Genomic DNA, 21841 nt, shown 5'->3' on the forward strand with positions numbered 1-21841 from the left:
TGACCCTGGTGTGTGGCCGCTTGTGGGAGAGCTGTGCCCAGCCCTCTGTCCACTCGCGCCATGCCCACCAGTTGCCGGCGTCGCATACGGCCCAGCCGCCCGCGAGATCGCCTCACCCAACGCAGCAGGCGCCGGCCGCCCACCGGGCGCACCACCGACCTGCCCACCGGGCTGGCCGCTGTACGGACCACCCTGGGGACCGCCCTGTGTACCCGGCGGTCCGCCCGGAGGCGCTGCGTGCTGACCTGGCTGCCGGGCGCCTTGCGCACCTGGCTGCTGGCCGCCCTGAGGTCCACCGTGCTGACCGAGCCGTTGCCCGTCCTGCGGCCCCACGTTCTGCATGCCTGGCCGCCCAGCCTGCGGACCGCCCAGCGTGCCACCTTGGGAACTGCCGGACTGGCCAGCCTGCTGTCCGCCAGCCTGCGGTCCCATCGCCTGCGCCTGCCACCCAGCCTGCCGCTGCCCGGCCTGCTGCCCGGCCTGCTGCGGCGCCTGCTCCGCAGCCCACGCCTGCCCGCCCTGCCCTGGTACACCTGGCGTCTGACCGGCGTGCCCAGCCCCAGCTTGACCGCCCAGCCCCGGTGCGCCCGGCGCGTGGTCGGCTTGTCCGCTCGGACCTTGCCAGCCCTGTGGCTGGCCCGGCTGGTTGTGTGGGATTGGTTGTTGCTGCTGAACGGGGTACTGCGGGCCTGCCGCGGGAGCCGCGTGCTGTGGACGTGCCTGTTGCGCTCCTGGCTGCTGACTTGGCGACTGCTGTTGGCTCGACGGCTGCTGGCCAGGTGCCTGCGCCCCGGGCTCCTGCCGGCCATCCGACCACTGCGGACTCGCTTGCCAGCCACTCACCTGCTGGCTACCTAACTGCTGGCCGCCTGACTCACTCGGCTGCTGTGCACGCGGCTGTTGGCCACCTGGCCGCTGGCCGCTCGGCCCAGCCGGCTGCTGGGCGTCCGGCCTTTGTTGGTTGGTCCAGGGGGGTTGTTGGGGTGGGGCCGCGTGTTGTGGGCGGGGCTGGGGCGGTGGTGCTGGTGCGGGGGACTGGCCGAACAGGGCGTCCGATGAGGGTGGTTCGTTGGGGTCCGGCTGGTTGGGGCGGGGCGCCGGTGCGGGGGGCGCCACCGGCGTACCGGCCAGCGGATCGCCTGCCGCGGAACGTGCCTCACTGCCCGTCGTACCCGGGTAAGGCTCAAAGCCGTCCTCGGCAGGCGGATTCTGTTCGTTGTTGTCAGCCAACTTGAATTCCCTTAAAGGCCTCGTCTGCGGCCGTTTTCAGATCCGGGCGGTTGTTCGGGATCTCGCTGATGTACGCGACCGCAGTACCGTCGCCGAGATCGAAGACGACCACCGTCAGCGTCAGCACGCGATCGGTCACCTTGGCGGCCGTCGTTGTCACGGTCTGCTGGACGAACCAGCCGGACTTGTCGGATCGCTTCACAGCGCCGTTCGCGAGCGGCTTGAAGGTGACCGGGATGTTGCCGTACATGCCGCCGTCGTGCAGTTGCGCCGTCAGCGACAGCGCGGTCGCCTTCGGGTCGCCGGTGAACCCGGACCCGGTACCGAGCCCGCCGACGAAGATGTCCGCGGACCAGTCGTCCGAGCCGACGGCGCTCTCCGTCAGTACGATGCGCTGGCCGTTCGAGTGCTGGAGCTGCTGGATCAGCCGGATGCGGTCCGACCACGGCGGCTTCCGGCGCGGGAACGAGATCGCCGTCGACGCGATTCGGCCGGTGCCTTCGTGCAGCTTCGGGTTCTTGGACTGGCCGGGCGTGGCTCCACCCGTCGGCTCCGGCGACGCGTTCTGTGTCGGCGTACCGGTCGGGTCCGGGTTTGCGGTCTTGTCGTTGTGGTTGGTGAGCAGGACGATCGTGGCCACGATCAGCAGTACCAGCGCGATGCCGCCGCCGACCACCAGTGGCAGCTTCCCACCGAACGGTCCGCCGCCACCGGGGCTCTTGGCCTTCTTGCTCTTGCCCTTGTCCCGCTTGCCGACTCCCGAGCTCAGGTCGGCCTTACCGCCCCAGGCTTCGTTCCCGTCCTCGCCCCAGGCCTGCTGCGGCGCCTGCTGGGTACCCCTGCCTTGCTGAGCGCCCCACTGCTGGGGGCCGCCCTGCTGACCGGTCTGCTGCTGGTTGTTGCCCCAGCCGTTGTTGGGTTGCTGGTCGGCGGGCTCTTGCACTGGCCAGCTCTGGCCGTTGTTCTGCTGGCTGTCCTGGGCTTGCTGGCCCCACGGGCCTGATTCTTGTACGCCGTGCTGGTCGCCTACGCCCCAGCCGTTGTCGGCCGGCGCGTCCGTACCTGCTGCGCCCTGCTGCGAGCCCCAGGTCTGCGGGGGCTGTGCAGACTGCTGTTCGGTGCTGGACTGCTGGGCGTTCCAGTTCTGGCTCTGCTGCTGGGGCTGCTGGTTCCAGTTCTGGTTGCCGACTTGCTGGTCGCGCCAGCCCTGGTTCTGGTTGGCGGGCTGCTGGTCGGTCCTCGACTGGTTCTGGTTCTGGTCGCCCCAGAGTTGGACAGGCTGGTCCGGTGTGGAGTCGGTCGACTCGGGCACGGTCCAGAGCGGGCTGGCCTTCTCGGGGGTCGTCAGGTCGTCTTCGTCGCCGGCTTCGACACCCCACGCGGGTACGTCGCCCGCCGGGTCGGACTGATCCCCACCACCCTGGCTACCCCAGTCAGGCTGCAGCACAGCCGCCTCGGAGTCCTCAGCCGCCAGCCGAGCCGCCTCGTCATCCGCTGCTCGCACCGCCGTCTCCTCCACCACCGCCGCGCCATCCGCGCCACCTGCCGCCGACGACGTATCGGTGGGTTGGGTGGAGGTGTTCGGTGGCGCGTCGGACGCTTGCTGAGCGGCCGCGGCTGCAACTGCCCCACCTAACGCAGCCGCTCCACCCAGCGCAGCAGCCGTGCCTACACCGGCAGTCGCCGACCTACCAGCGCCTGCTGGCGGGGCTCCTGCTGCTTCCGCGTCCGCTGGTGGCGTGGCGGCCGACGGTGCGTCGGCGGCCTGCGGGCCTGGGCGCTGGGTGGTCGTTGGCTGTGTGCCGGTCGGGGCGGGTTCGGCTGTGGGGGCTGGGGCCAGCCGGAGCGTGGGGGCGGTGGGTTGTTCTGGGGTTGGTTCGTCGGCGTTGGCGGCCAGGGCGGCTTCGGCTGCTTGGACTTCGGCGATGTCGCGTTGGGTCCAGTGTTCGGCGGGGGCTGGGGCGAGTACGGGGGCGCCCCAGGTGGCGCGGGCGCGTTCGGCTGGGGTTGGGGCGTTGTCTGGGGTGGGTACGTCGGTGCGCTGGACGTCGGGGTGCTGGACGTAGGAGTGCTGGACGTCGGGGTGCTGGACGTAGGAGTGCTGGACGTAGGAGTGCTGGACGTCGGCGGGGTGCGCGGACGCCTGCGGCTGGACGTACTCGTCGGGGGACACGGCGCGGAGGCGAGGGCCGTCGTTCGCGGGGGTGGTGTCGGCGGACTGTGGTGTGCCCCAGAGTTGCGGGGTCGCGGACGGTTGCCACCAGCCGGCGTCGGCTTGGGCGTCCTGGGGAGCGTTGGTTGCATCGGATGCGTTTACCGATCGCAGGCTGGACGTACGTGTTCCTGGGGTGTCAGGGGTCTGTGTGGCGTCCCGTGGACCCGCGTCGTCCGATTGCACAGGACTCGTCTGCTGGGGGGAGGCGGGAGACGGCTGGGCAGGGCTCGTTTGTGCGGTTGCCGGCGGTGTGGTTGCCAGCTGGGGGCTCTGCGTCTGTCCGCCGTCGGCCAACTGCTCTGGCTGGTCGGCCGCAGGTGTGTCCTGTGACGGCCAGGGCTGTTGCGGCTGGGGGGCGGGCGTGTGTTGGCCGTCTGGCTGTTGCTGGGGTGACCAGGGCTGGTTGGCTGCGGTTGCGTCGTTGGCGGGCCAGGGCTGGTTGTCTGGGGCCTGGGTATTGGTTGGCCAGGGTTGTGAGCTGGCGGGCTCGTTTGACCAGGGCTGTTGGGTTGGCCAGGGGTGTTGTGGGGCGTTCGGCTCTTGGTGATTGCCGTCGGCTGGCCACTGGTCTGGCGTGGGCTGGTCGTAGGACGCGAACTGGTCAGCGGCCCAGGGCTGTTGGTCGCCCGACCACGGCTGGATCTGGGTTTGCTCGGTGTTGGGGTCGGCCTGGTCGTAGGAGGTGAACTGGTCGGCGCTCCACGGCTGTTGGTCTGCGGACCACGCCGGTTGGTCAGGCGTGTTGGACTGCTGGCTCGACCACTGGTCGTCGCGGGGGTGCTCCTGGCCGGACCACGGCTGCTCGGTGGGGGCGGTCTGCTCGGGCCACGTCGGCTGGTTGGGCGTGCTGGGCGGCTGTGGCGTCGCGTCGGGCGCAGACGGCTCTGGGGCAGCGGCGGGCGTGGCGGGGACTTCCGGCAGTGTTGCGGAGAGGCGGTCGGCCTGGTCCTCGTGGTCGGTTTGGTTGGTCCACTTCTCGCCGTTCCAGAAGCGGATCGTTTTCGGTTGGCCGGTGGGGTCGGGGTACCAGCCGGCGGGTGGGTTGCTCATCCGCGTCCTCGCTGCACCGTCGGCGCGCACGCGCGGAGCTGGTCGGCGACGAACTGACCCCAGACGTTCATGTGCTCACCGTAACTTCAGCTCGTGTCAGTCGGACCGGAATGGACCAGTCCTCAGACACCGTCCTCGCCCAGGCTGAAGGCTGCTTCCAGGTCGTGGCTGGAGTACGCGCGGAACGCGATGTGCGTCTCCGTGCTGAGCACCCCGGCCACCCGGTTCACGTGCTCGGGGATGACGGTGGCCAGGTCGTCGTGGTGCGCGACCCGGACGAGCGCGATCAGGTCGAGCGCGCCGGTCACGGAGTACACCTCGCTGACGCCGTCGATCGCGGCCACCGCCTCGGCGACCTCCGGGATCCGTGCGACGTCGGCCTTGATGAACACGATCGCGGTGACCATGCCGTCCTCTCCTCTGAACACTCTGAACCCAACCGAAACAGACCCGCTGAAGCATAGTGCGGTCGTCGTGGACCGACGCTCAACCCACCCGGGCCGGGCCGAGCGGGCGCAGGTGGCGGCGGCGTTCGGTGGGGTGCTGGTGCAGGTCGCTGCGGGCGTTGTCGAGGCGGGTCAGGTGCCGGCCGGCGCCGCTGACCGGGCAGGTCCAGGTGCCGTCCATTTCGACCAGACGGACGCCGGGGAGCTCGAGCCAGCGCAGGATCAGCTCGATCTCCTCCGGTGACGCCGTCGCGACCGGGCCGATCCCGGGGAGCACCGTCTCGGCCGACGCCCGGAGCATCTCCAGGTGCCGGCGCGGGTCGGTCCCGCGCGGGCTGAACCCGGCCGCCGCGAGCCGGCCGCGGCGGATCACGTGCAGCTCCCAGCCGCCGTCGTCGTCGGTACGCCGCGCCGCGCAGATCTCCGCACACCCGGTCACCGACGCCATCCGCTGCATCCGCGCCGAGCTCCGCACGAACGCACTCAGCCGGTCCCGGTGCACAGCGGCGTCCTCGAACCGCTCGTCCGCCGACAGTACGTCGATCCGCCGGTCCAGCGCGTCGACGACCGGCGTCGGGTCCACGGTCAGCGCGGACCGCAGCCCGGTGACGAACTCGCCGTACGAATCCGCCGAGATCCGCCCGTCGCACGGCGCGACGCAGCGGCCCATCTCGGCCAGCACGCACGGCGACAGCGACGGGCGCTTCGACATCCGCGCGGTGCACTGCCGGATCGGGAACGCCTCGTGCAGCGCGGCCATCGCCCGCTCGGCCGTCTTCCGGGAGCTGAACGGACCGAGGTACCCGGCGTCGTCGTCGCGGATCTGTTTGACCAGCGACAGCCGCGGAAACGGTTCGACCGTGACCTTCAGCCAGTGCTGCCGCTCGGGGAACTTCGACTTCCGGTTGTACCGCGGCTTGTGCTCCGCGATCAGCCGGAGCTCGCGGACCGCGGCCTCCAGCGGCGTACCGCACTCGATACCGCGGACGCCGGTGGCGATGCCGACCATCTCGCCGATCCGGTTCCGGGTCTCGGAGGCGGTGAAGTACGAGCGGACGCGGGTGCGCAGGTCCTTCGACTTGCCGACGTACAGCACCTCGCCGCGGTCGTCGGTGAACAGGTACACACCCGGTGCGTGCGGCAACGACTCGGCCAGGTGCCGCTTCTTCCGGACCGCGGGCGCGACCCGGGACGAGAACGTCTGCAGGTCCTCCAACGTTTGCACGCCCAACGACCCGACCCGCTCGAACAGGCCGTGCAGCACGTCGACCGTGGCGCGCGCGTCGGACAGCGCCCGGTGGTTGGGCGTGGTCGTCGTGCGGAACAACTTGGCCAGTGTGCCGAGCTTGCAGTTCGGCGCCTCGTCCGGGGTGATCACGCGGCGCGCCAGCAGTGCGGTGTCGACGACCGCGAAGTCGGGCCAGTCGTACCCGTGCACCTGGGTCTCGTGCTTCAGGAAGCCCATGTCGAACGGCGCGTTGTGGGCGACCATCACACAGCCGTGCGCGAACTCCAGGAAGGCCGGCAGCACCGACTCGATCCGTGGTGACGAGGCAACCATCAGGTCCGAGATGCCGGTCAGTACGGCGATGAACGGCGGGATCGGCTCGGACGGATGGACCAGCGTCTGGAACTCGCCGATCACCGCACCGGCCCGCACCTTCACCGCGCCGATCTCGGTGATGCCGCCCTCGCCCGGAGGATTGCCGGTCGTCTCCAGGTCGACGATGCAGAACGTGATGTCGCGCAGCGGCGTACCCAGGTCGTCGAAACTGTGCTGGACACCGCGGATCGGCAGCTGCGAATCCAGTGCTGATCCTTGGGCCGGTGCACGCCCTGGGCTGGTCATGGTCACGACGCTAGGAGCCGCCACCGACAATTCCGCAGGTGACACGCCTGCAAGTCGACTAGGCTCTAGGTATGCGTACACAGGCGATCACTCAGGATCAGGGCCGGCGGCCCGGTCGGTGTGGTCTGCGTCACCGGCCGTTCCCGGTCGCCGTTCCAGCCGGACTGCGGACCGGTGACTGAGGCCGGCACCGCCGCGAGCTCTGCCGCCACGACTCTGCCTGAACCGGTCCGGCAACGCGTCCTGACCCTCGCCGCGCACGCACTCGGCCAGCTCCCCGCGACCGACATCCCGGCCCCGCTGCGCCGGTTCGCCAGCTTCGCGCCGGCCAAGCGCGCGAAGCTCTCGGCGTCGGTGCTCGGCCCGATCCTGGAGACCGACGACCACTTCCGGAAGCTCACCGCGTTCGAGGTACGGCGGGAGCACCCGGAGCTCGGCGACGCCGTCGCGGACGGCGTACCGGTACCGGCCGCGGACCCGGTGGAGGTCGCGGCGCTCGCCTACCTGCTCCGTCCGGACGACTGGGAGCAGCATCTGGCGGCGGCCGCGCAGGTCCCGGTGGAGAACCCGCGCGCCGACGCCGAAGCTGTCCATCGGCTGTCCGACCAGCTCGACCAAGCCCGCACCGAGACCCGTCAGGTCCGCGAACGCCTTCGTGAACAGGTCAACGAGCTGAAGGCCGAGAACGTCACGCTCCGCCGCAAGCTGAACGAGACCCGGCAGCGGATCACCGGTCTGCACACCGAGCTCGAGCAACGCACGAAGGAGGCCGCGACCGCGGACGAGCGGGTCGACGCGGCACGGGCCGAGGTCGATCGTGAGCTGCGCAAGCTGCGCGCCCGCATCACCGAGCTGGAAGCGGTCGAGCACGCAGCCCGGCGTACGGCGGGACAAGAGCGCGAGCTTGCGACGACACGTACCCGGCTGCTGCTGGACACGTTGCTGGAGGCAGCGAGTGGCCTGCGCCGTGAGCTGGCACTCCCGCCCGGGGGAGAGTTCCGTCCGGCGGACACGGTGGCCGGTTCCGCGCCCGAGGCGGCGCCGGTCGGACGTACGGCGCCCGAGGACGACCCGGCGCTGTTCGACGAGCTCCTGTCGTTGCCGCAGGTGCATCTGATCATCGACGGGTACAACGTGACCAAGACCGCCTGGCCGAACTCGCCGCTACACTCGCAACGGCAGCGCCTGGTGACCGCTCTGGGGGCACTGGTTGCGCAGCGTCGCATCGAGGTCACGGTGGTGTTCGACGGCGCCGAGTTGTCCGGGCCGGTGCAGCTGAACCCGCCGCGCGGCGTCCGCGTGCGGTTCAGCCCGGCCGGTGTGATCGCCGACGAGGTGATCCGGCAACTGGTCCGCGCCGAGCCGCCGGGCCGCCCGGTGGTGGTCGTCTCCACCGACCGCGAAGTTGCCGAGAGCATCGTCAAACTCGGCGCCCGCGCCCTCACGTCGGCCAGCCTGGTCACCCGGATCGCGCGGACGTAGTCGCAGAAACTGTCGGTGGGGGTCTCTAGCGTCCTTCTCAGCCGGATGCAAGTCCGGGTGCTTCCCCACTTGGAGGATGTTGTGCTGATCGACTGCGACGCTTGTGTGATGAAGGGTCCGGGATGCCAGGACTGTGTCGTCACGGTGGTGCTTGGGTTGTCGGCCGAACGGTCCGGCAGTCTGCGCATCGACGACGACGAGAAGGCCGCCCTGGACGCGCTGGCCGACTCGGGTCTGGTCCCGCCGCTGCGGCTCGTGCACGCGGTCGGCAGCATCGAGCCGGACAACCGGCCCGACGAGCAGACCGGCTGACACGCCGGTGTTTGTCAGGACTATCCTGCCGGTGGTGGCCGGAACCCCTGTAACGGAAGGCGAAACGGCCGTTTGGCCGGGAACTCGCTTCGTTAATTTTCGATCAAACCCGAGGGGCGAATTGCACTGGTCACGAAACGGTCACTACTGTACGTCTCGTTGCCTCAGGGTGTCGGCCGCTCCGGCCGACCGGGCAGCGGCAAGCCGAGGGAGTGACCCGGCGGATCCGCGGACGTGATGTTCGCGGCCGGCCTGGTCAACGGGGACGGCGCGAGCAGAGGAAGGGACCGACCGGGCTGTGTCCATCGGACGCATCAACCGCACCAAGGGAATCGCCCTCGCCGCCATCACCAGCACGGCTGTCGCTGCGGGCGTGATCCTGATCCAGGGAGCGGCCGACGCCGACCCCACACCCTCTCTGGCGGACGCGAAGAAGCAGGTCGCCGCGCTCCAGCACCAGGCCGAGGTGGCCGGTGAGTCGGCGAACGGCCTGCGCGGCCAGATCGACGCCTCGAAGGCGCGGGTCAAGGCGCTGCAGGCCGGGATCGCCAAGCAGCAGGCGCAGGTGGACGGTGTGAAGCGGCAGATCGGCTCCCTCGCGGTGGCCGGCTACCAGACCTCGGGCATCTCGACGACCGCCCAGCTGCTGCTCTCGACGAACCCGGACCAGTTCCTCAACCAGGCGTCGACCGCCCAGGCGTTCGCCGGCCAGCAGAACTCGGCCCTCCGCCGGTACCAGCTCGCCCAGGGCAAGCTCACCGACCTGCAGGCCAGCGAGCAGACCGAGCTGGGCGCTCTGCAGGCCGTGCAGTCGAAGCAGTCCGGTTTCGTCAACCAGCTGAACGCGAACCTCGACACCGCGCAGAAGGTCCTCGACAAGCTCAGCGCGGCCGACCGCAAGCGGATCCAGGAAGAGAACGCCAAGGCGGCGGAGAACGCGCGCAAGCAGCGCCCGACCCGCGACGGCAGCCGGACCAGCAACGACAAGAGCCTGCCGAACATCCCGGCCAGCGGCCGCGCGGCGATCGCGATCAACGCGGCGCTGGCGCAGCTCGGCGACCCGTACGTGTGGGGCGCGGCCGGCCCGAGTTCGTTCGACTGCTCCGGTCTGACCATGTACGCCTGGGGCAAGGCCGGCGTCTCGCTGTCGCACTCCGCGGCTGCCCAGGCCGGCGAGGGCCGCCCGGTCAGCAAGTCCGAGCTGATGCCGGGCGACCTGGTGTTCTTCTACAGCCCGATCAGCCACGTTGGCATCTACCTCGGCAACGGCCGGATCGTGCACGCCCCGCGTCCGGGCAAGAGCGTCGAGATCGCCCCGCTCGACGAGAACCCGTACAACTCGGCTGTCCGCCCGGGCTGACCTGCACCGTTGACATCCTCGTCGGCTCCGGGAGTTCCCTCCCCGGAGCCGACGACGTTTCGTGATGCCGTACTGTCGGAGGAGGCCGGGTGTCCCGCCTGACTGGGGCAGGTGAGCAGCGAGGGGCCGAGGTGATCGACGAGCATGGCGATACGGTTCCGCTGCCGGTGGTCCCGTCCGGCGGTGACCCAGAGAAGCTGGACTACCACCCTGGGAAGTCGCGTGCGGTCGCGCCGATCCTGAAGAAGGTCGCTCTCGGGCTGGCCGTCTGCCTGGTCGCCGGAGCCGGGTACGCCGGACTGCAGTACATCGCCAACGCGCCCGCCGGCCCGAACACGCGGGGATCGCACCAGCCGGTCTCGACGCCGAGCGCGGACCAGGCGCAGGCCGGTGTCCAGCGCGCGGTCGCGGGCGAAGCCGTACTGCAGAAGATGGCCGACGCGGTCGCGACCGACCACCGCAGCGAGTTCCTGAACACCATCGACCCGAACTCGACCGCCTTCCAGGCCACCGCGCGGATGATCTTCGGCAACCTGAGCACACTCCCGCTCGGCACGTTCCAGTTGCGCTACGTGAGCGAAGACGCCAGCGGACTGACCCCGGACCGGAAGCTCGAGCTCGGCGGGACGCAGGCGTGGCTCGCGCAGGTCGAGGTCTCCTGGCAACTGTCGGGGTTCGACGTGACGCCGGCCCGCGAGACCCTCCCGGTGACGTTCGTGACCCGCGACGGGAAGACGTACGCCGCATCGTTCTCGGAGCGGTTCGCGGCCGGGCAGCGGCGTCCGGTGTGGGCGCTCGGTCCGCTCGAAATGGCCAAGGGCAAGCGCAGTCTGGTGATCGGTCTCGGGTCGGCGACCGACGCGAAGAGCTACGTCCCGGTCGCCGACAAGGCGGTCGAGTCGGTGTCCAAGGTGTGGGGCAAGAAGTGGCGGCAGAAGGTGATCGTCTACCTGCCCGCCAGACAGGCCCAGATGGAGGGCATCCTCGGCGCCCAGCCGAACACGTACACCCAGATCGCCGCGGTCACGATGGCCGAGCTGGACCAGCCGGCCGCGAACGCCCCGGTGCGGATCGTGGCGAACCCGAAGCTGTTCGAGGAGCTCGGCAAGCAGGGGCGCCGGATCGTGCTGACCCACGAGACCACCCACGTCGCCTCGAACGCCACCGCCTCGCCGGTCCCGTTGTGGCTGGCCGAGGGGTTCGCGGACTACGTCGCGTTCACCGCCGTACCGGTGCAGGACGACTCGGCGGCGAAGGAGCTGTTCAAGGCGGTCCGGGCCGGGAAGGTGCCGGCCACGCTGCCGACACCCGAGGCGTTCGCGGCGTCGGCGGCCGACCTGCCGCAGGCGTACGAGTCGGCGTGGCTGGCGAACCGGCTGATCGCGGAGCGTGAAGGGCAGGACAAGCTGGTGGCGTTCTACCGCGCCGTGGACCGGTCGGGGAGCACGACCGGCCTCGCGGATGCGTTCAAGTCGGTGCTGGGCATGACCGAGGCCGAGTTCGTGGCCCAGTGGCAGAAGTACCTGAAGAGGCTCGCCGGTGCCTAAGCGCCCGGCCGGCGTGTGGGCTCCGCGCGCGACGGGCGGTCTGCTCGCGCTCGCGCTGGTCTTCACGATCGCCGTCAGCACGCCGTGGCACCTGATCGACCTGCCGAAGCCGGACGCCGCGCTGGACTTCACCAGCGCCCAGATCGCCCGCCAGAACGCGTTCCGGCACGAGATCCTGAAGTGGTCGACGACGTCCTGGATCATCTCGGTCGTGGTCCCGCTGGTGATCGGCTTCAGCCCGCTGGGCCGCCGGCTGTACGACGCGCTGCGCGTCCGCCCGTGGTTCCTCGCCGTACCGGTCACGGTCGCGGGCATCGCCCTGATCACGAACCTGCTCACCGTCCCCACCGACGTGCTCGCGGAGCGGGTCAGCCTGAAGTACGGACTCTCGGTCGAGAACTGGCGGTTGTGGGTCTGGGACCGTGGCGTCAACTGGCTGCTCACGTCGCTAGGCGTCGCGGTGATCGCGGTCCTGCTGATCGCGCTGGCGAAACGCTCGCAGCGCGGCTGGTGGTTGCCGGGCGCAATCATCGCGGCCCTGCTGGTGCTCGGCGTGTCGTTCGCGTACCCGGTGCTGGTGGAGCCGCGCTTCAACCACTTCACGTCGATGCCGGCCGGTGCCCTGCGCAACGATTTCCTGAAGCTCGCGGACCAGGACGGCGTACCGGTCAAAGACGTGCTGGTCGCGGACGCGTCGAAGCGGACGACGGCCTTGAACGCGTACGTTTCGGGCTTCGGGTCGACCCGCCGGCTGGTCGTGTACGACACGCTGCTGAAGGACACACCGCCCGCGCAGATCCGGCTCGTGGTCGCGCACGAACTCGGGCACGCGGCCGAGGACGACGTACTGCACGGCACGCTGATCGGTGTGCTCGGTACGGCGTTCGGGATCACCGTGCTGTACTTGTTGCTCGGGGCCCGGATGGCGGATCCGCGCCGGACCGGGTTGTTCGTCGCGCTGGTGGTCGCCGCGACCACACTGGCGAGTCCGGTGCAGAACCTGGTCAGCCGGAAGATCGAGGCGCGCGCCGACTACCACTCGCTGCGGCTGACGAACGATCCGCAGGACTTCGTCGCGATGCAGCGCGATCTGGCGGTCCGGAACATCTCCGGCCTGGACCCGAGCGGCTGGCGGTACTGGATGTTCGCGACGCACCCGACGCCGCCGGAGCGGATCGCGATGGGACGGGCGTGGGCGGCGCAGAACGGCTCCACGGTGCCGCCGCTGGCGAAGCGATGACCGTTCTGGTCGTCACCAACGACTTCCCGCCGCGGCAGGGCGGGATCGAGACGTTCGTGCGCTCCCTGTGTGATCAGCTGTGCGACGAGCTTCCGGACGTCGTCGTGTACACCTCGCGGGAGCCGGGCGACACGGCGTACGACGCGCGGCTGCCGTTCCCCGTCGTACGCGACCGGACGTCGATGTTGTTGCCGACGGCCCGCGTTACGAAGCGGGCCGTGGGTTTGATGCGGTCGTACGGCGCTGATCGGGTGCTGTTCGGGGCGGCGGCGCCGCTCGGGTTGATGGGGCCGGCGTTGCGGCGGGCGGGGGCGCGGCGGATCGTCGCGATGACGCACGGGCACGAGACGTGGTGGGCCGGCGTACCGGGGCCGCGGCAGGCGTTGCGGCGGATCGGGGACGCGGCCGACGCGCTGACGACGGTGTCCGGGTGGTGCGAGGAGCAGATCAGGCCTGCGCTGTCGTCAACAGCCGTAGTACGGCGGCTGACGCCAGGGGTGGATTCGGTGCGCTTCCATCCGGGGGTCGGTGGGGAGCAGATCCGTCAGGGGCTCGGGCTGGCCGGGGTTCCGGTGGTGGTGTGCGTGTCGCGGCTGATCCGGCGGAAGGGGCAGGACACGTTGATCCGGGCGTGGCCGCGGGTGCGGCAGGCGGTGCCGGAGGCGCGGCTGTTACTGGTCGGCGGTGGTCCGGATCGTGGGTATCTGGAGGAGCTGGCCGGTCGGTACGGAGTGGCCGATGCGGTGGTGTTCACGGGGCCGGTGCCGTGGGCGGAGATTCCGCCGTACGTCGATGCCGGGGACGTGTTCGCAATGCCGTGCCGGACGCGGCGGTTCGGGTTGGAGCCGGAGGCGCTGGGGATCGTCACGCTGGAGGCGTCCGCCTGCGGGAAGCCCGTTGTCGTGGGGGATTCGGGTGGGGCGGGGGACACGGTTCTGCACGGTACGACGGGCTACTTGGTCGATCCGTACAACCCGGCGGCCGTGGGTGCGCGAATTGCCGGATTGTTGACAAACGCCGGGCACTGCGCCGAGTTGGGGACAGCCGGCCGGAAGTGGGTCGAGAGCGAGTGGGGCTGGGGGCGGTCGGGCGGCACGCTGCGAGAACTGCTGGACATCTGACGGCGGAGGTCGTGTACTCTGGCCGACATGCACCGGATGTTCCGACTTGCCGCAGCCGTACGAGCTTCATGCTCTCCGGCTGCCGCGGCCTGACTCCTCTGAATCCACCACCGGCGACCGGAAACGGTTCGCCGGTGTTGTTGTTTCCGTAGCCGGTGGTCTGGTTCCGGTCCTGTCATCACAAAGGACACGAACCATGAACATCAGCAGGAACTTCATCGACTTCTTCAGCGACCGCGGCCACGTCCCGACGACCGGGTCCACGCTCATCCCGCGGCCCGGTGATCCGGTGCTCTTCACCACCTCGGGGATGCATCCGCTCACGCCGTACCTGGAAGGCGAACCACATCCGCTGGGGCGCAGACTCACCGGTGTCCAGCGATGCCTGCGCACCACGGATCTCGACGAGGTCGGGGACTCCACCCACCTGACCGTGTTCGAGATGCTCGGCTCCTGGTCGCTCGGGGACTACGGGAGCAGCCAGACTCTGGGCTGGGGATACGAGCTGCTCACCGAGGGCTTCGGCCTGGACCCCAAGGACCTGTACGTGACCGTCTTCGGCGGCGACGACCAGGTGCCGCTCGACCAGGTGCCGCTCGACCAGGAGTCGCTGCGTACCTGGCAGGAGCTCGGGCTGCCGATCGAGCTGACCACCGACGACAACTGGTGGTCGAACGGCCCGACCGGTCCGTGCGGCCCGGACTCGGAGATCTTCGTCTGGACCGGCGACGGCGAGCCGGAGGGTACGCCGACCACCGACGACCGGTGGATCGAGGTGTGGAACCACGTGATGATGCGGTACCGCCGGCACGACGACGGCTCGCTCGAGGAACTGAAGCAGCAGAACATCGACACCGGGCTCGGTCTCGAGCGGCTGACGATGCTGCTCGAGGGCAAGTCGTCGGTGTACGAGACGTCGCTGTTCGAGCCGTGGATGCGGATCATCCCGAAGCTCTGGACGCTGGACGAGCGTTCGCAGCGGATCGTGATCGACCACCTGCGGTCCAGCATCGTGATCGTCGGCGACGGCGTGCACCCGTCGAACACCGGCCGCGGCTACGTGCTTCGCCGGCTGATCCGCAGAATGTTGACAATCCTCTGGCAGGACGACGAGTCGCGTTCGTTGTCCGACGTGCCGGTGGAGTTGTTCGAGCACACCCAGAACCACTTCCACCAGGGCGAGACGGTGACGCTGATCCGGCGGATCCTGATCGACGAGGAGATCCGGTTCGGCGACCTGCTCGACCGCGGCCGGAAGGTCCTCAGCCACGAGCGCTTCCACAAGTCGCTCGACGACACCGACTACGAGTACCTGCACGAGACCCACGGCCTGCCCCGCGAGCTTGTCGACTCGCTCAGGTGACCGGGTCCAGCACGTCGGTGCGGGGAGGCTCGGGGACCTCCGGGGAAGCGACCTTCCCGACCGACGACTGGGCCACGAACGCGCCGGCCAGTACGATCACGCCGCCGATGATCTGGTTCGTCCGGAGCATCTCGCCGAGCAGCACCAGCGCGAAGACGCAGGCCGCGACCACCTCGAGGTACGCGACCGCCCCGGCGATCGGTGCCGACAGCCGCTGCACGGCGGCCGCACCCGCCAGGTACGCGACGACCGTACTCACCACGATCAGCCAGGCCGCCATCACCCACCCGGGCGCGTGCCGGTGGCCGATCGCGATCGTGTCGCTGAGCACGTGCCACGGCGTACCCCAGGGTGCCGCGATCAACGTCAGTACGACGGCTCCGACCACGCTGCCGGCCGCGGTCATCACCAGCGGGTCCGCGGCGCCGGTCAGCCGGTCGATCAGGATGAAGTACGTCGCCTGGCAGGCGGCCGCGCCGAGCCCGGCGAGCAGTCCGATCGCGTCGATCCGCAACCCGGACCAGATCTCCGCCACCGTGGCCAGGCCGACGACCGCGATACTCACCCCGATCGCGGCCGACCGCGGTACGGCGGCCTTCGCGCCGAACTTGAGCCACGCGACCACCAGCACCGGCCCGGAGAACTCGAGCATCAGCGCCACGCCCACCGGCAGCCGGCTCGCGGCGATGAAGAACAGCGTCTGGCAGCCGGCGATCCCGGTCAGGCCGTAGAGCACCAGCGCCTTCCAGGACGCCCGCGCCGCGCGCAGCCCGGCGCGGCCGCGGAACACCAGCACGAGCGGGACGAGCACCACGGCGGCGCCGAGGATCCGTACCCAGGCCGCCTGCTGCGGCGTGAAGCCGGCCTCGATCAAGGCCTTGGCGAACGGCCCCGACCCACCGAACGTGACCGCGGAGAAGACCGCGAACCCCAACCCCACCGACTTCGTGCTGTACACGTGCATAACGGTCTCATGCCCATTACACGCCTGTCGAGTGGGATCTCAGAGCACGTTCACCGCGCGCGCCGCGACGATGGCGATTGTCAACAATGAGATTGCCGACTGGATGCCCATCAGTACCTTGGTCCGGGCGCTCAGCGGCATCGTGTCGGTCGGGCTGAACGCGGTCGCGTTGGTGAGCGCGACGTACAGGTAGTCGGTGAACCCGGGGATCCAGCTCTTCCAGCCGTCCAGGTCGACGGTCATCTGCGGGAACAGCAGGTCCGCCCGCTCGGCCTCGCGCTCGTGCTCCGGCGCCCGCGCGAACGGCCCGCCGCGGTCCACCTCCCAGTACCAGACCGCGAACGCGACCACATTCGTCACCCAGATCAGCAGCGCGCTCTTCACCAGCACCTTGCCCTGGTTGGCGTCGCCGTGGCCCAGGTAGAAGATCATCCCGGCCAGGTAGTACGCGTTCACCGCGACCAGCACGCCGACCAGGACGATCGCGACGGACCGCAACCACGGCTCGTCGCGGCGCAGGTGGAACGGGTTCATGTACACCAGCGGCAACAGCAGAAGCGCACCCAGCGCAGGCATCAGCCACCGCGGCAACGCGTTCACCTGCGTCGGTACCAGCAGTTGGAGGACCAGAACCGAGATCACCGCCAGCGATGCCGGCCATCGCCTGGTGTGGCGGATGCTGGGCCCTCGGACCTTCATCGGCTTGCTCACGTCAACATTCTGACGCCGGAGGACGGTTGTCCGACGGAGGCGTCGATAACGGCCTGTCCCACCTCGCTGCGCCGGTAGTGCACCTGATGGCCGGTACGCCGTCGGGTCGCGAGGCCGGCGTCGGACAAGGCGGACAGGTGTTCGGCGACGGTGGCGAGGGCGAGACCGTACTGCGTGGCGAGGGCGCTCGTGGTGGCGGGTGGGTCGAGGGCCACGAGAAGCGTCGCGCGGGTACGGCCGAGCAGGCGGGCGAGCGCGTCCGGGGGAGCGGGGGCGTCGGACCAGAGGCGGGCGGCGCCGCGGGCCGGGTAGACCAGCGTCGGGTGGTACGCCGGGTCGACGACCATCACGAGGTGCGGCCAGGCGAAGACACCGGGGACGAGCAGGAGGCCCTGCCCGGACAGGTCGCGGTCGGCGGAACGGTACCGCGTGGCGATCAGCCGGTCGTTCTCCCAGCTGAGCGTCGGGTGCAGGTCGTCGAACAGCCCGGCCAGCCCGCCGTCGGTCAGCTGCCGGCCGCGGTACGCGATGTCGTCCTCGAGTACGCGGCTGATCATTGGCCAGTCCGGTCTGACCAGCGCCTCCCACGCGCTCTCGATCTCGTCCGCGAGCCGCTCCCGGGTGCCGGGCAGGTCGGCGAGCATCTTGTCGATCTCGGGTGCGGCCGGGTTCTGCAGCTCGTCGCGGGACTGGACGAGCTCCGCGCGGACCTTCTCCAGCGAGGCACCGCGGACGCGCGCGATCTCGGTCGCGAACTTCGCGCGGGAGGCTTTCGGCGGCGGGGTCAGGAAGTCCGGCGTGAACCCGGCGCGCGGCTGGACGGCCTTGAGTCCGCGCAGGTCGAGGCCGGCTGCTGCGTCACGTTTCGTATCCAGCCAGTCGTCGTACAGGGAACGGCGCCGGGACTGGTGCAGGACCCGGACGGCCGACATCGTCTCCCACAACGGCGAGGCGCCGAAGCGGCAGCGGAGCGCGTCGGCCTGCGTGAAACGCAGTACCGTCATCGGACAGAACTTTCGGCCACAACCAAAACTCTACGCCCGCGGGTGCCCGATGCCGCACTCTCGCAGCGTGAGGTCCTACCGAGCTGTACTCCAGGTTCCCGGCATGCGTGCCGTGTACGCCGCGCACACCGTCTCCATGCTCGGGACGGTCGGCGCACAGGTGGCCCTGTCGATCCTGATCTTCGAGCGGACCGGTTCGCCGTTGCTGTCGGCGCTCGTCCTGGTGTGCTCGTTCCTGCCGTACGCCATAGGCGGGGTGCTGTTCTCGTCGATGACGGACCGCTTCCCGGCGCGGCGTGTACTCGTGACGTGCGACCTGCTCAGTGCGACTTGTGTGCTTGCCATGCTGCTGCCGGGGATGCCCATCGCGGGGCTGCTCGGTCTGCTGGTCGGGCTCGGGATGATCGCGCCGATCTTCGCCGGTGCCCGCGCGGCGAGTCTGGCGTACCTGTTGCCGCAGGACCTGTTCCCGGTCGGGAGGTCGTTGCTGCGGGCAATCGGTCAGACGGCGGTACTGACCGGGTTCGCGCTCGGCGGGATCGCGGTGGCGGCGATCGGCGCGCGGTCGTTGCTGATCGTCGAAGTGGTGACATTCGGATTGTCGGCAATCCTGATCGGCACCGGAACGCCGAGCACGCCGCCGGGGGAGCGCGCCCGGAGCGCGGTCCGGGACTCGTGGACCGGCCTGCAGCTGGTGTTCGGGAACGTGAAACTCCGGAACCTGATCCTGCTGACCTGGGTGGCGCCGGCGTTCTCGTCGCTGCCGGACGGACTCGCCGTCGCGTACACCGCCCAGGTCGGCACCGCAGCCGCGGCCGCCGGTGCGTTGTTCACCGGATATGCGGTCGGCGGCGTGTTCGGCGAGCTCGTCGTCGCACGGTTCACCCCTTCCGTGCGGCGACGGCTCGTCGTTCCGTTGCTGCTCACCAGCCAGCTGCCGGCGGTCGCGTTCCTGACCGTGCCGCCGATCCCGGTCGCGGCTGTACTGCTGGCGATCTCCGGCGCCGGGTACGCGTTCAATCAGGGCGTCGACCCGCTGATCCTGAACGCCGTCGACCCGGCGCGCCGCGGTCGATTGTTCACAATCCAAACGAGCGGCCTGATGGCGATCCAGGGCGTCAGCATCGCCCTCGGCGGCGTGATCGGCTCCTTCCTCGCCCCGAACCTGACGATCGCGCTGGCCGGCGTACTCGGTACGACGACCACGCTGCTGGTCGCGCGTCAGGCCCTCACCACGGCGCCACGTCGTCCAGCGACCCAGGTCCTCTGAAGACACCGGTCGGCCCGTCGGCCGGGAGAGTTGCCAGCGCGACCGGTACGGCGGCGCCGTCGGCGACGGTGCGGGTTCCGCGCGGTACCGCGGCTTGGGTGTTCAGGTCCGTGGGGACGAGACCTGGCGTCGCGGCGTTCACCTTGATGCCGTCGGCGCGCAGTGCGCTCGCGTACACGAGCGTGAGCGCGTTGAGGGCGGCCTTCGAGGAGCTGTACGCGAGCAGGCCTTGTGTCGTGAGGCGCCCGTCGAGCTCCGACAGCAGGTTCATCGAGCCGAGACCGCTCGACATGTTGACGATCCGCGCGTTCGGAGAGCGCCGGAGCAGCGGCACGAACGCGTTGATCGCGGACACCACGCCGAACACGTTCACGTCGTACGCCGTCCGTACCTGCTCGGCGGTGATGTCCGCGACTGAGGTGCCCCATTCGGCGACGACGCCGGCATTGTTCACCAGCACGTCCAGTCGGCCGGAGTCCGCGTCGACCTGCTTCGCGGCGGCCGCGACCGACTCCACGTCGGTCACGTCGAGCTGGACGAACCGTACGTCCCCGCTCAGCCCGGCCGCGGCCGCCGTACCTCGCGCGGCGTTCCGCGCTCCGAGGTAGACCGTGAACCCGCGGCTCGCGAGTTGCCGGACGATCTCGTGGCCGATGCCCTTGTTCCCGCCCGTGACGAGGGCGACTTCGTTCTGATTCATGACACCAGTCCAGCGCGCCGGGACCGGCGTACACCAACACCGATCGGGTGGCCCGCCATACCCTGGAGGTATGCCGGAGCCCGAGATCCGCGAACTGCGCTATTTCCGTGCCGTCGCCGAAGAGCTGAACATCACCCGCGCCGCCGAGCGGTTGGGGATCGCGCAACCGCCGTTGTCGCGGGCGATGCGGCGGCTCGAGCACCGCCTCGGGGTCGAGCTGTTCGACCGGTCGGGGACGCGGCTCGGGCTGACGACGGCGGGGGAGACGCTGTTCAAGGAGTCCGGGCCGGTGCTCGACGCGCTGGACTCGGCGGTGCGGCGGACGCAGCGGGCGGCGCAGTCCGCTCAGGGGCTGGTGGTGACGGCCAAGCCTGGGGTTGCGACCGAGCTGCTGCACCGGATCGTGAGTGAGCTCCGGGATGAGCTGCCGGGGGTGCGGGTGGTGGTGAGCGGGTTCGGCGAGCAGGCGGACATGGTGCGGGACGGGCGGGCGGACGTCGCGCTGGTGAGCCGGCCGTTCGACGACCCTGGGCTGGAGATGGAGGAGCTGTACGAGGAGCCGCGGGTGGCGGCGTTGCCTGCCGGGCATGCGTTGGCCGGGCGGGAGGTGCTGCGGGCCGAGGATCTGGCCGGGATCCCGGCGCCGCGGTGGAATCGGGCGAACGTTGCTGAGCGCAACTACTGGTCGGCGCGGCCGGACGATCCGGTGGACGGGCCGGTGGTGCAGGACTCCTCGCAACTGCTGGAGGTGGTCGCGTTCGGGCAGGCGGTCGCGCTGGTGCCGCGGTCGATGGCCGAGCGCAACGTCCGGCCCGACGTCGTGTACCGCCCGGTGCTCGACGTGGAGCCGTACCGGATGCTGGTGGTCTGGCCGGCCGGCAGCCGCTCCACCGACCTGGCCGCGTTCGTCGAGGCCGCAATCCGGCACTCCAGCGAACCGCCGCCCGCGCGGTGACGGGTCGGCGGTCAGGCGCTCGAGCGGACTACGAGTGGTGCGGGGACCAGGCGGCCGGGCTCGTCGGGTTCGCCGGCGATCTCGTGGAGGGCCCGGGTGAACAGGCAGCGGGCGATGTCCTGGAGTGGTATCCGGGCCGTGGTCAGCGGGGTGTCGAGCATGCTCGCGAACGGGAAGTCGTTGAACCCGGTGACCGCGACCTCCTCGCCGACCGCGATCCCGCGCCGCTGCAACGTCCGCATCGCGACCACCGCGTACGCGTCGTTGTCGGCGACGATCGCGTCCGGAACCTCCGCGTCCCCGAGGTACGCCGCCACCGCCTCCAGCGAACCGAACGAACGCACCTCGGTCGCCGGGAACCCGCGCACGAACCCGTCCCGCCGCTGATGCACCCACGGCAAAGCGCTGTCGGTCGCCAGGTACACGGCCCGCTCCCGCCCTGTCGATTGTAGATAGTCTGCAATCCCCGCCATCGACGTCGCGTTGTCGACGTCGACCCAGCACTGCCGCTGGTCGGCCGCCGTCTGCCCGAACGCGACGAACGGGAACCGCCGCCGGCTGAGGAACTCGATCCGCGGATCGTGCGGCATCGTCTCCAGCACGACGATCGCGTCCACCTGCCGCGCCGCGATCAACTTCTCGTACAACGCGATCTCGGTCGCACCGTCGGTCGGCGTCGTCACGTGTACGCCGTACCCGGACACGGCGGCCGCCTTCACCAGCCCGCCGAGCAGCCCGTGCAGGAATCCGCCGAGCCCTGTGTCGTCAGCGTCGTCCTCGTCGTCGAAGTACAGCGGCAGCCCGATCACCTGGCTACGCCCGGACGACAGCGCGCGGGCCGCGTGGTTCGGGATGTACCCGAGCTCCTCGATCGCGGCGCGCACGGTCTCCACCGTCGGCGCCGCGACCCGGTGCGGCGCGTTCAGCACGTTCGACACCGTCATCGCCGACACCCCGGCCAGCCGGGCGACGTCCGCGACCGTCGTCCGCCGCGGCTTCTGTGCAACCAAGTCGAGATCCCC

18 protein-coding genes are annotated in these 21841 nt (G+C 70.2%); 10 read left to right on the top strand and 8 right to left on the bottom strand.

Annotation, left to right across the window (positions count from 1 at the left end):
• The first annotated feature begins 237 nt into the window (after nt 1–237).
• Complete coding sequence (locus tag JOF29_RS39535; RefSeq protein ID WP_209699418.1) at nt 238–858, top strand: hypothetical protein; 621 nt, start codon at nt 238–240, stop codon at nt 856–858.
• Between the two features lie 364 nt (nt 859–1222).
• Here JOF29_RS39535 and JOF29_RS39540 read toward each other — a convergent pair whose 3' ends face one another.
• From JOF29_RS39540 to JOF29_RS39550, 3 genes are all read right to left on the bottom strand, one after another.
• Nucleotides 1223–3403, bottom strand: a complete 2181-nt coding sequence (locus JOF29_RS39540) for a hypothetical protein (protein ID WP_209699419.1) — start codon at nt 3401–3403, stop codon at nt 1223–1225.
• A gap of 1214 nt (nt 3404–4617) precedes the next feature.
• The gene (locus tag JOF29_RS39545) at nt 4618–4902 is read right to left on the bottom strand and encodes an Lrp/AsnC family transcriptional regulator (RefSeq protein WP_209699420.1); all 285 of its coding nucleotides are present in this window, start codon (nt 4900–4902) and stop codon (nt 4618–4620) included.
• Between the two features lie 79 nt (nt 4903–4981).
• A complete protein-coding gene (locus tag JOF29_RS39550; RefSeq protein ID WP_209699421.1) occupies nt 4982–6790 on the bottom strand; it encodes a DEDD exonuclease domain-containing protein in 1809 nt (602 codons plus the stop codon).
• 174 nt (nt 6791–6964) lie between these two features.
• Here JOF29_RS39550 and JOF29_RS39555 point away from each other — a divergent pair, with 174 nt between their 5' ends.
• The 7 genes from JOF29_RS39555 (at nt 6965) to JOF29_RS39585 (ending at nt 15215) form a co-directional block, all read left to right on the top strand.
• Nucleotides 6965–8272, top strand: a complete 1308-nt coding sequence (locus JOF29_RS39555; RefSeq protein WP_209699422.1) for an NYN domain-containing protein — start codon at nt 6965–6967, stop codon at nt 8270–8272.
• 108 nt (nt 8273–8380) lie between these two features.
• Complete coding sequence (locus tag JOF29_RS39560) at nt 8381–8584, top strand: hypothetical protein (RefSeq protein WP_245359887.1); 204 nt, start codon at nt 8381–8383, stop codon at nt 8582–8584.
• A 298-nt stretch (nt 8585–8882) separates the two neighbouring features.
• A complete protein-coding gene (locus tag JOF29_RS39565) occupies nt 8883–9944 on the top strand; it encodes a C40 family peptidase (RefSeq protein ID WP_209699424.1) in 1062 nt (353 codons plus the stop codon).
• A gap of 89 nt (nt 9945–10033) precedes the next feature.
• A complete protein-coding gene (locus JOF29_RS39570; protein ID WP_209699425.1) occupies nt 10034–11491 on the top strand; it encodes a gluzincin family metallopeptidase in 1458 nt (485 codons plus the stop codon).
• On the top strand, nt 11484–12731 hold the full coding sequence (locus JOF29_RS39575; protein WP_307863922.1) for a M48 family metallopeptidase: 1248 nt from the start codon (nt 11484–11486) through the stop codon (nt 12729–12731). The genes JOF29_RS39570 and JOF29_RS39575 overlap by 8 nt, the downstream gene beginning before the upstream one ends.
• Nucleotides 12728–13852: a glycosyltransferase family 4 protein gene (locus JOF29_RS39580; RefSeq protein ID WP_209699426.1), complete on the top strand. Its 1125-nt coding sequence runs from the start codon at nt 12728–12730 to the stop codon at nt 13850–13852. The genes JOF29_RS39575 and JOF29_RS39580 overlap by 4 nt, the downstream gene beginning before the upstream one ends.
• 196 nt (nt 13853–14048) lie before the next feature.
• On the top strand, nt 14049–15215 hold the full coding sequence (locus JOF29_RS39585) for an alanine--tRNA ligase-related protein (protein ID WP_209699427.1): 1167 nt from the start codon (nt 14049–14051) through the stop codon (nt 15213–15215).
• Here the strand turns inward: JOF29_RS39585 and JOF29_RS39590 are convergent.
• Genes JOF29_RS39590 through JOF29_RS39600 form a run of 3 tightly spaced genes read right to left on the bottom strand, consistent with a single transcriptional unit; the run spans nt 15208 to nt 17894 of the window.
• Nucleotides 15208–16173, bottom strand: coding sequence for an EamA family transporter (locus JOF29_RS39590; protein ID WP_307863923.1), 966 nt, complete (start codon nt 16171–16173; stop codon nt 15208–15210). The genes JOF29_RS39585 and JOF29_RS39590 overlap by 8 nt on opposite strands.
• A 45-nt stretch (nt 16174–16218) precedes the next feature.
• Nucleotides 16219–16890: a hypothetical protein gene (locus JOF29_RS39595; protein WP_209699429.1), complete on the bottom strand. Its 672-nt coding sequence runs from the start codon at nt 16888–16890 to the stop codon at nt 16219–16221.
• Nucleotides 16887–17894, bottom strand: coding sequence for an ArsR/SmtB family transcription factor (locus JOF29_RS39600; protein ID WP_209699430.1), 1008 nt, complete (start codon nt 17892–17894; stop codon nt 16887–16889). Before JOF29_RS39600 ends, JOF29_RS39595 begins: the two co-directional genes overlap by 4 nt.
• Nucleotides 17895–17997: 103 nt before the next feature.
• Between JOF29_RS39600 and JOF29_RS39605 the strand changes: the two genes are divergently transcribed.
• A complete protein-coding gene (locus tag JOF29_RS39605) occupies nt 17998–19164 on the top strand; it encodes an MFS transporter (RefSeq protein ID WP_209699431.1) in 1167 nt (388 codons plus the stop codon).
• On the opposite strand, the gene JOF29_RS39610 is transcribed toward JOF29_RS39605, so the two are convergent.
• A complete protein-coding gene (locus JOF29_RS39610; protein WP_209699432.1) occupies nt 19124–19864 on the bottom strand; it encodes an SDR family NAD(P)-dependent oxidoreductase in 741 nt (246 codons plus the stop codon). The genes JOF29_RS39605 and JOF29_RS39610 overlap by 41 nt on opposite strands.
• Nucleotides 19865–19934: 70 nt before the next feature.
• Here JOF29_RS39610 and JOF29_RS39615 point away from each other — a divergent pair, with 70 nt between their 5' ends.
• Nucleotides 19935–20819, top strand: a complete 885-nt coding sequence (locus tag JOF29_RS39615; protein ID WP_209699433.1) for a LysR family transcriptional regulator — start codon at nt 19935–19937, stop codon at nt 20817–20819.
• Nucleotides 20820–20830: 11 nt separating this feature from the next.
• Here JOF29_RS39615 and JOF29_RS39620 read toward each other — a convergent pair whose 3' ends face one another.
• The gene (locus JOF29_RS39620) at nt 20831–21829 is read right to left on the bottom strand and encodes a LacI family DNA-binding transcriptional regulator (protein ID WP_209699434.1); all 999 of its coding nucleotides are present in this window, start codon (nt 21827–21829) and stop codon (nt 20831–20833) included.
• Nucleotides 21830–21841: the final 12 nt, after the last annotated feature.

This window comes from Kribbella aluminosa (assembly GCF_017876295.1).
GTDB lineage: Bacteria > Actinomycetota > Actinomycetes > Propionibacteriales > Kribbellaceae > Kribbella > Kribbella aluminosa.

Bases quoted from the DNA above. Each gene is read 5' to 3' on its own strand.
- JOF29_RS39550 (WP_209699421.1), bottom strand. From the start codon at position 6,790: ATGACCAGCCCAGGGCGTGCACCGGCCCAAGGATCAGCACTGGATTCG.
- JOF29_RS39605 (WP_209699431.1), top strand. From the start codon at position 17,998: ATGCGTGCCGTGTACGCCGCGCACACCGTCTCCATGCTCGGGACGGTC.
- JOF29_RS39615 (WP_209699433.1), top strand. From the start codon at position 19,935: ATGCCGGAGCCCGAGATCCGCGAACTGCGCTATTTCCGTGCCGTCGCC.
- JOF29_RS39560 (WP_245359887.1), top strand. From the start codon at position 8,381: ATGAAGGGTCCGGGATGCCAGGACTGTGTCGTCACGGTGGTGCTTGGG.
- JOF29_RS39610 (WP_209699432.1), bottom strand. From the start codon at position 19,864: ATGAATCAGAACGAAGTCGCCCTCGTCACGGGCGGGAACAAGGGCATC.
- JOF29_RS39545 (WP_209699420.1), bottom strand. From the start codon at position 4,902: ATGGTCACCGCGATCGTGTTCATCAAGGCCGACGTCGCACGGATCCCG.
- JOF29_RS39585 (WP_209699427.1), top strand. From the start codon at position 14,049: ATGAACATCAGCAGGAACTTCATCGACTTCTTCAGCGACCGCGGCCAC.
- JOF29_RS39600 (WP_209699430.1), bottom strand. From the start codon at position 17,894: ATGACGGTACTGCGTTTCACGCAGGCCGACGCGCTCCGCTGCCGCTTC.
- JOF29_RS39580 (WP_209699426.1), top strand. From the start codon at position 12,728: ATGACCGTTCTGGTCGTCACCAACGACTTCCCGCCGCGGCAGGGCGGG.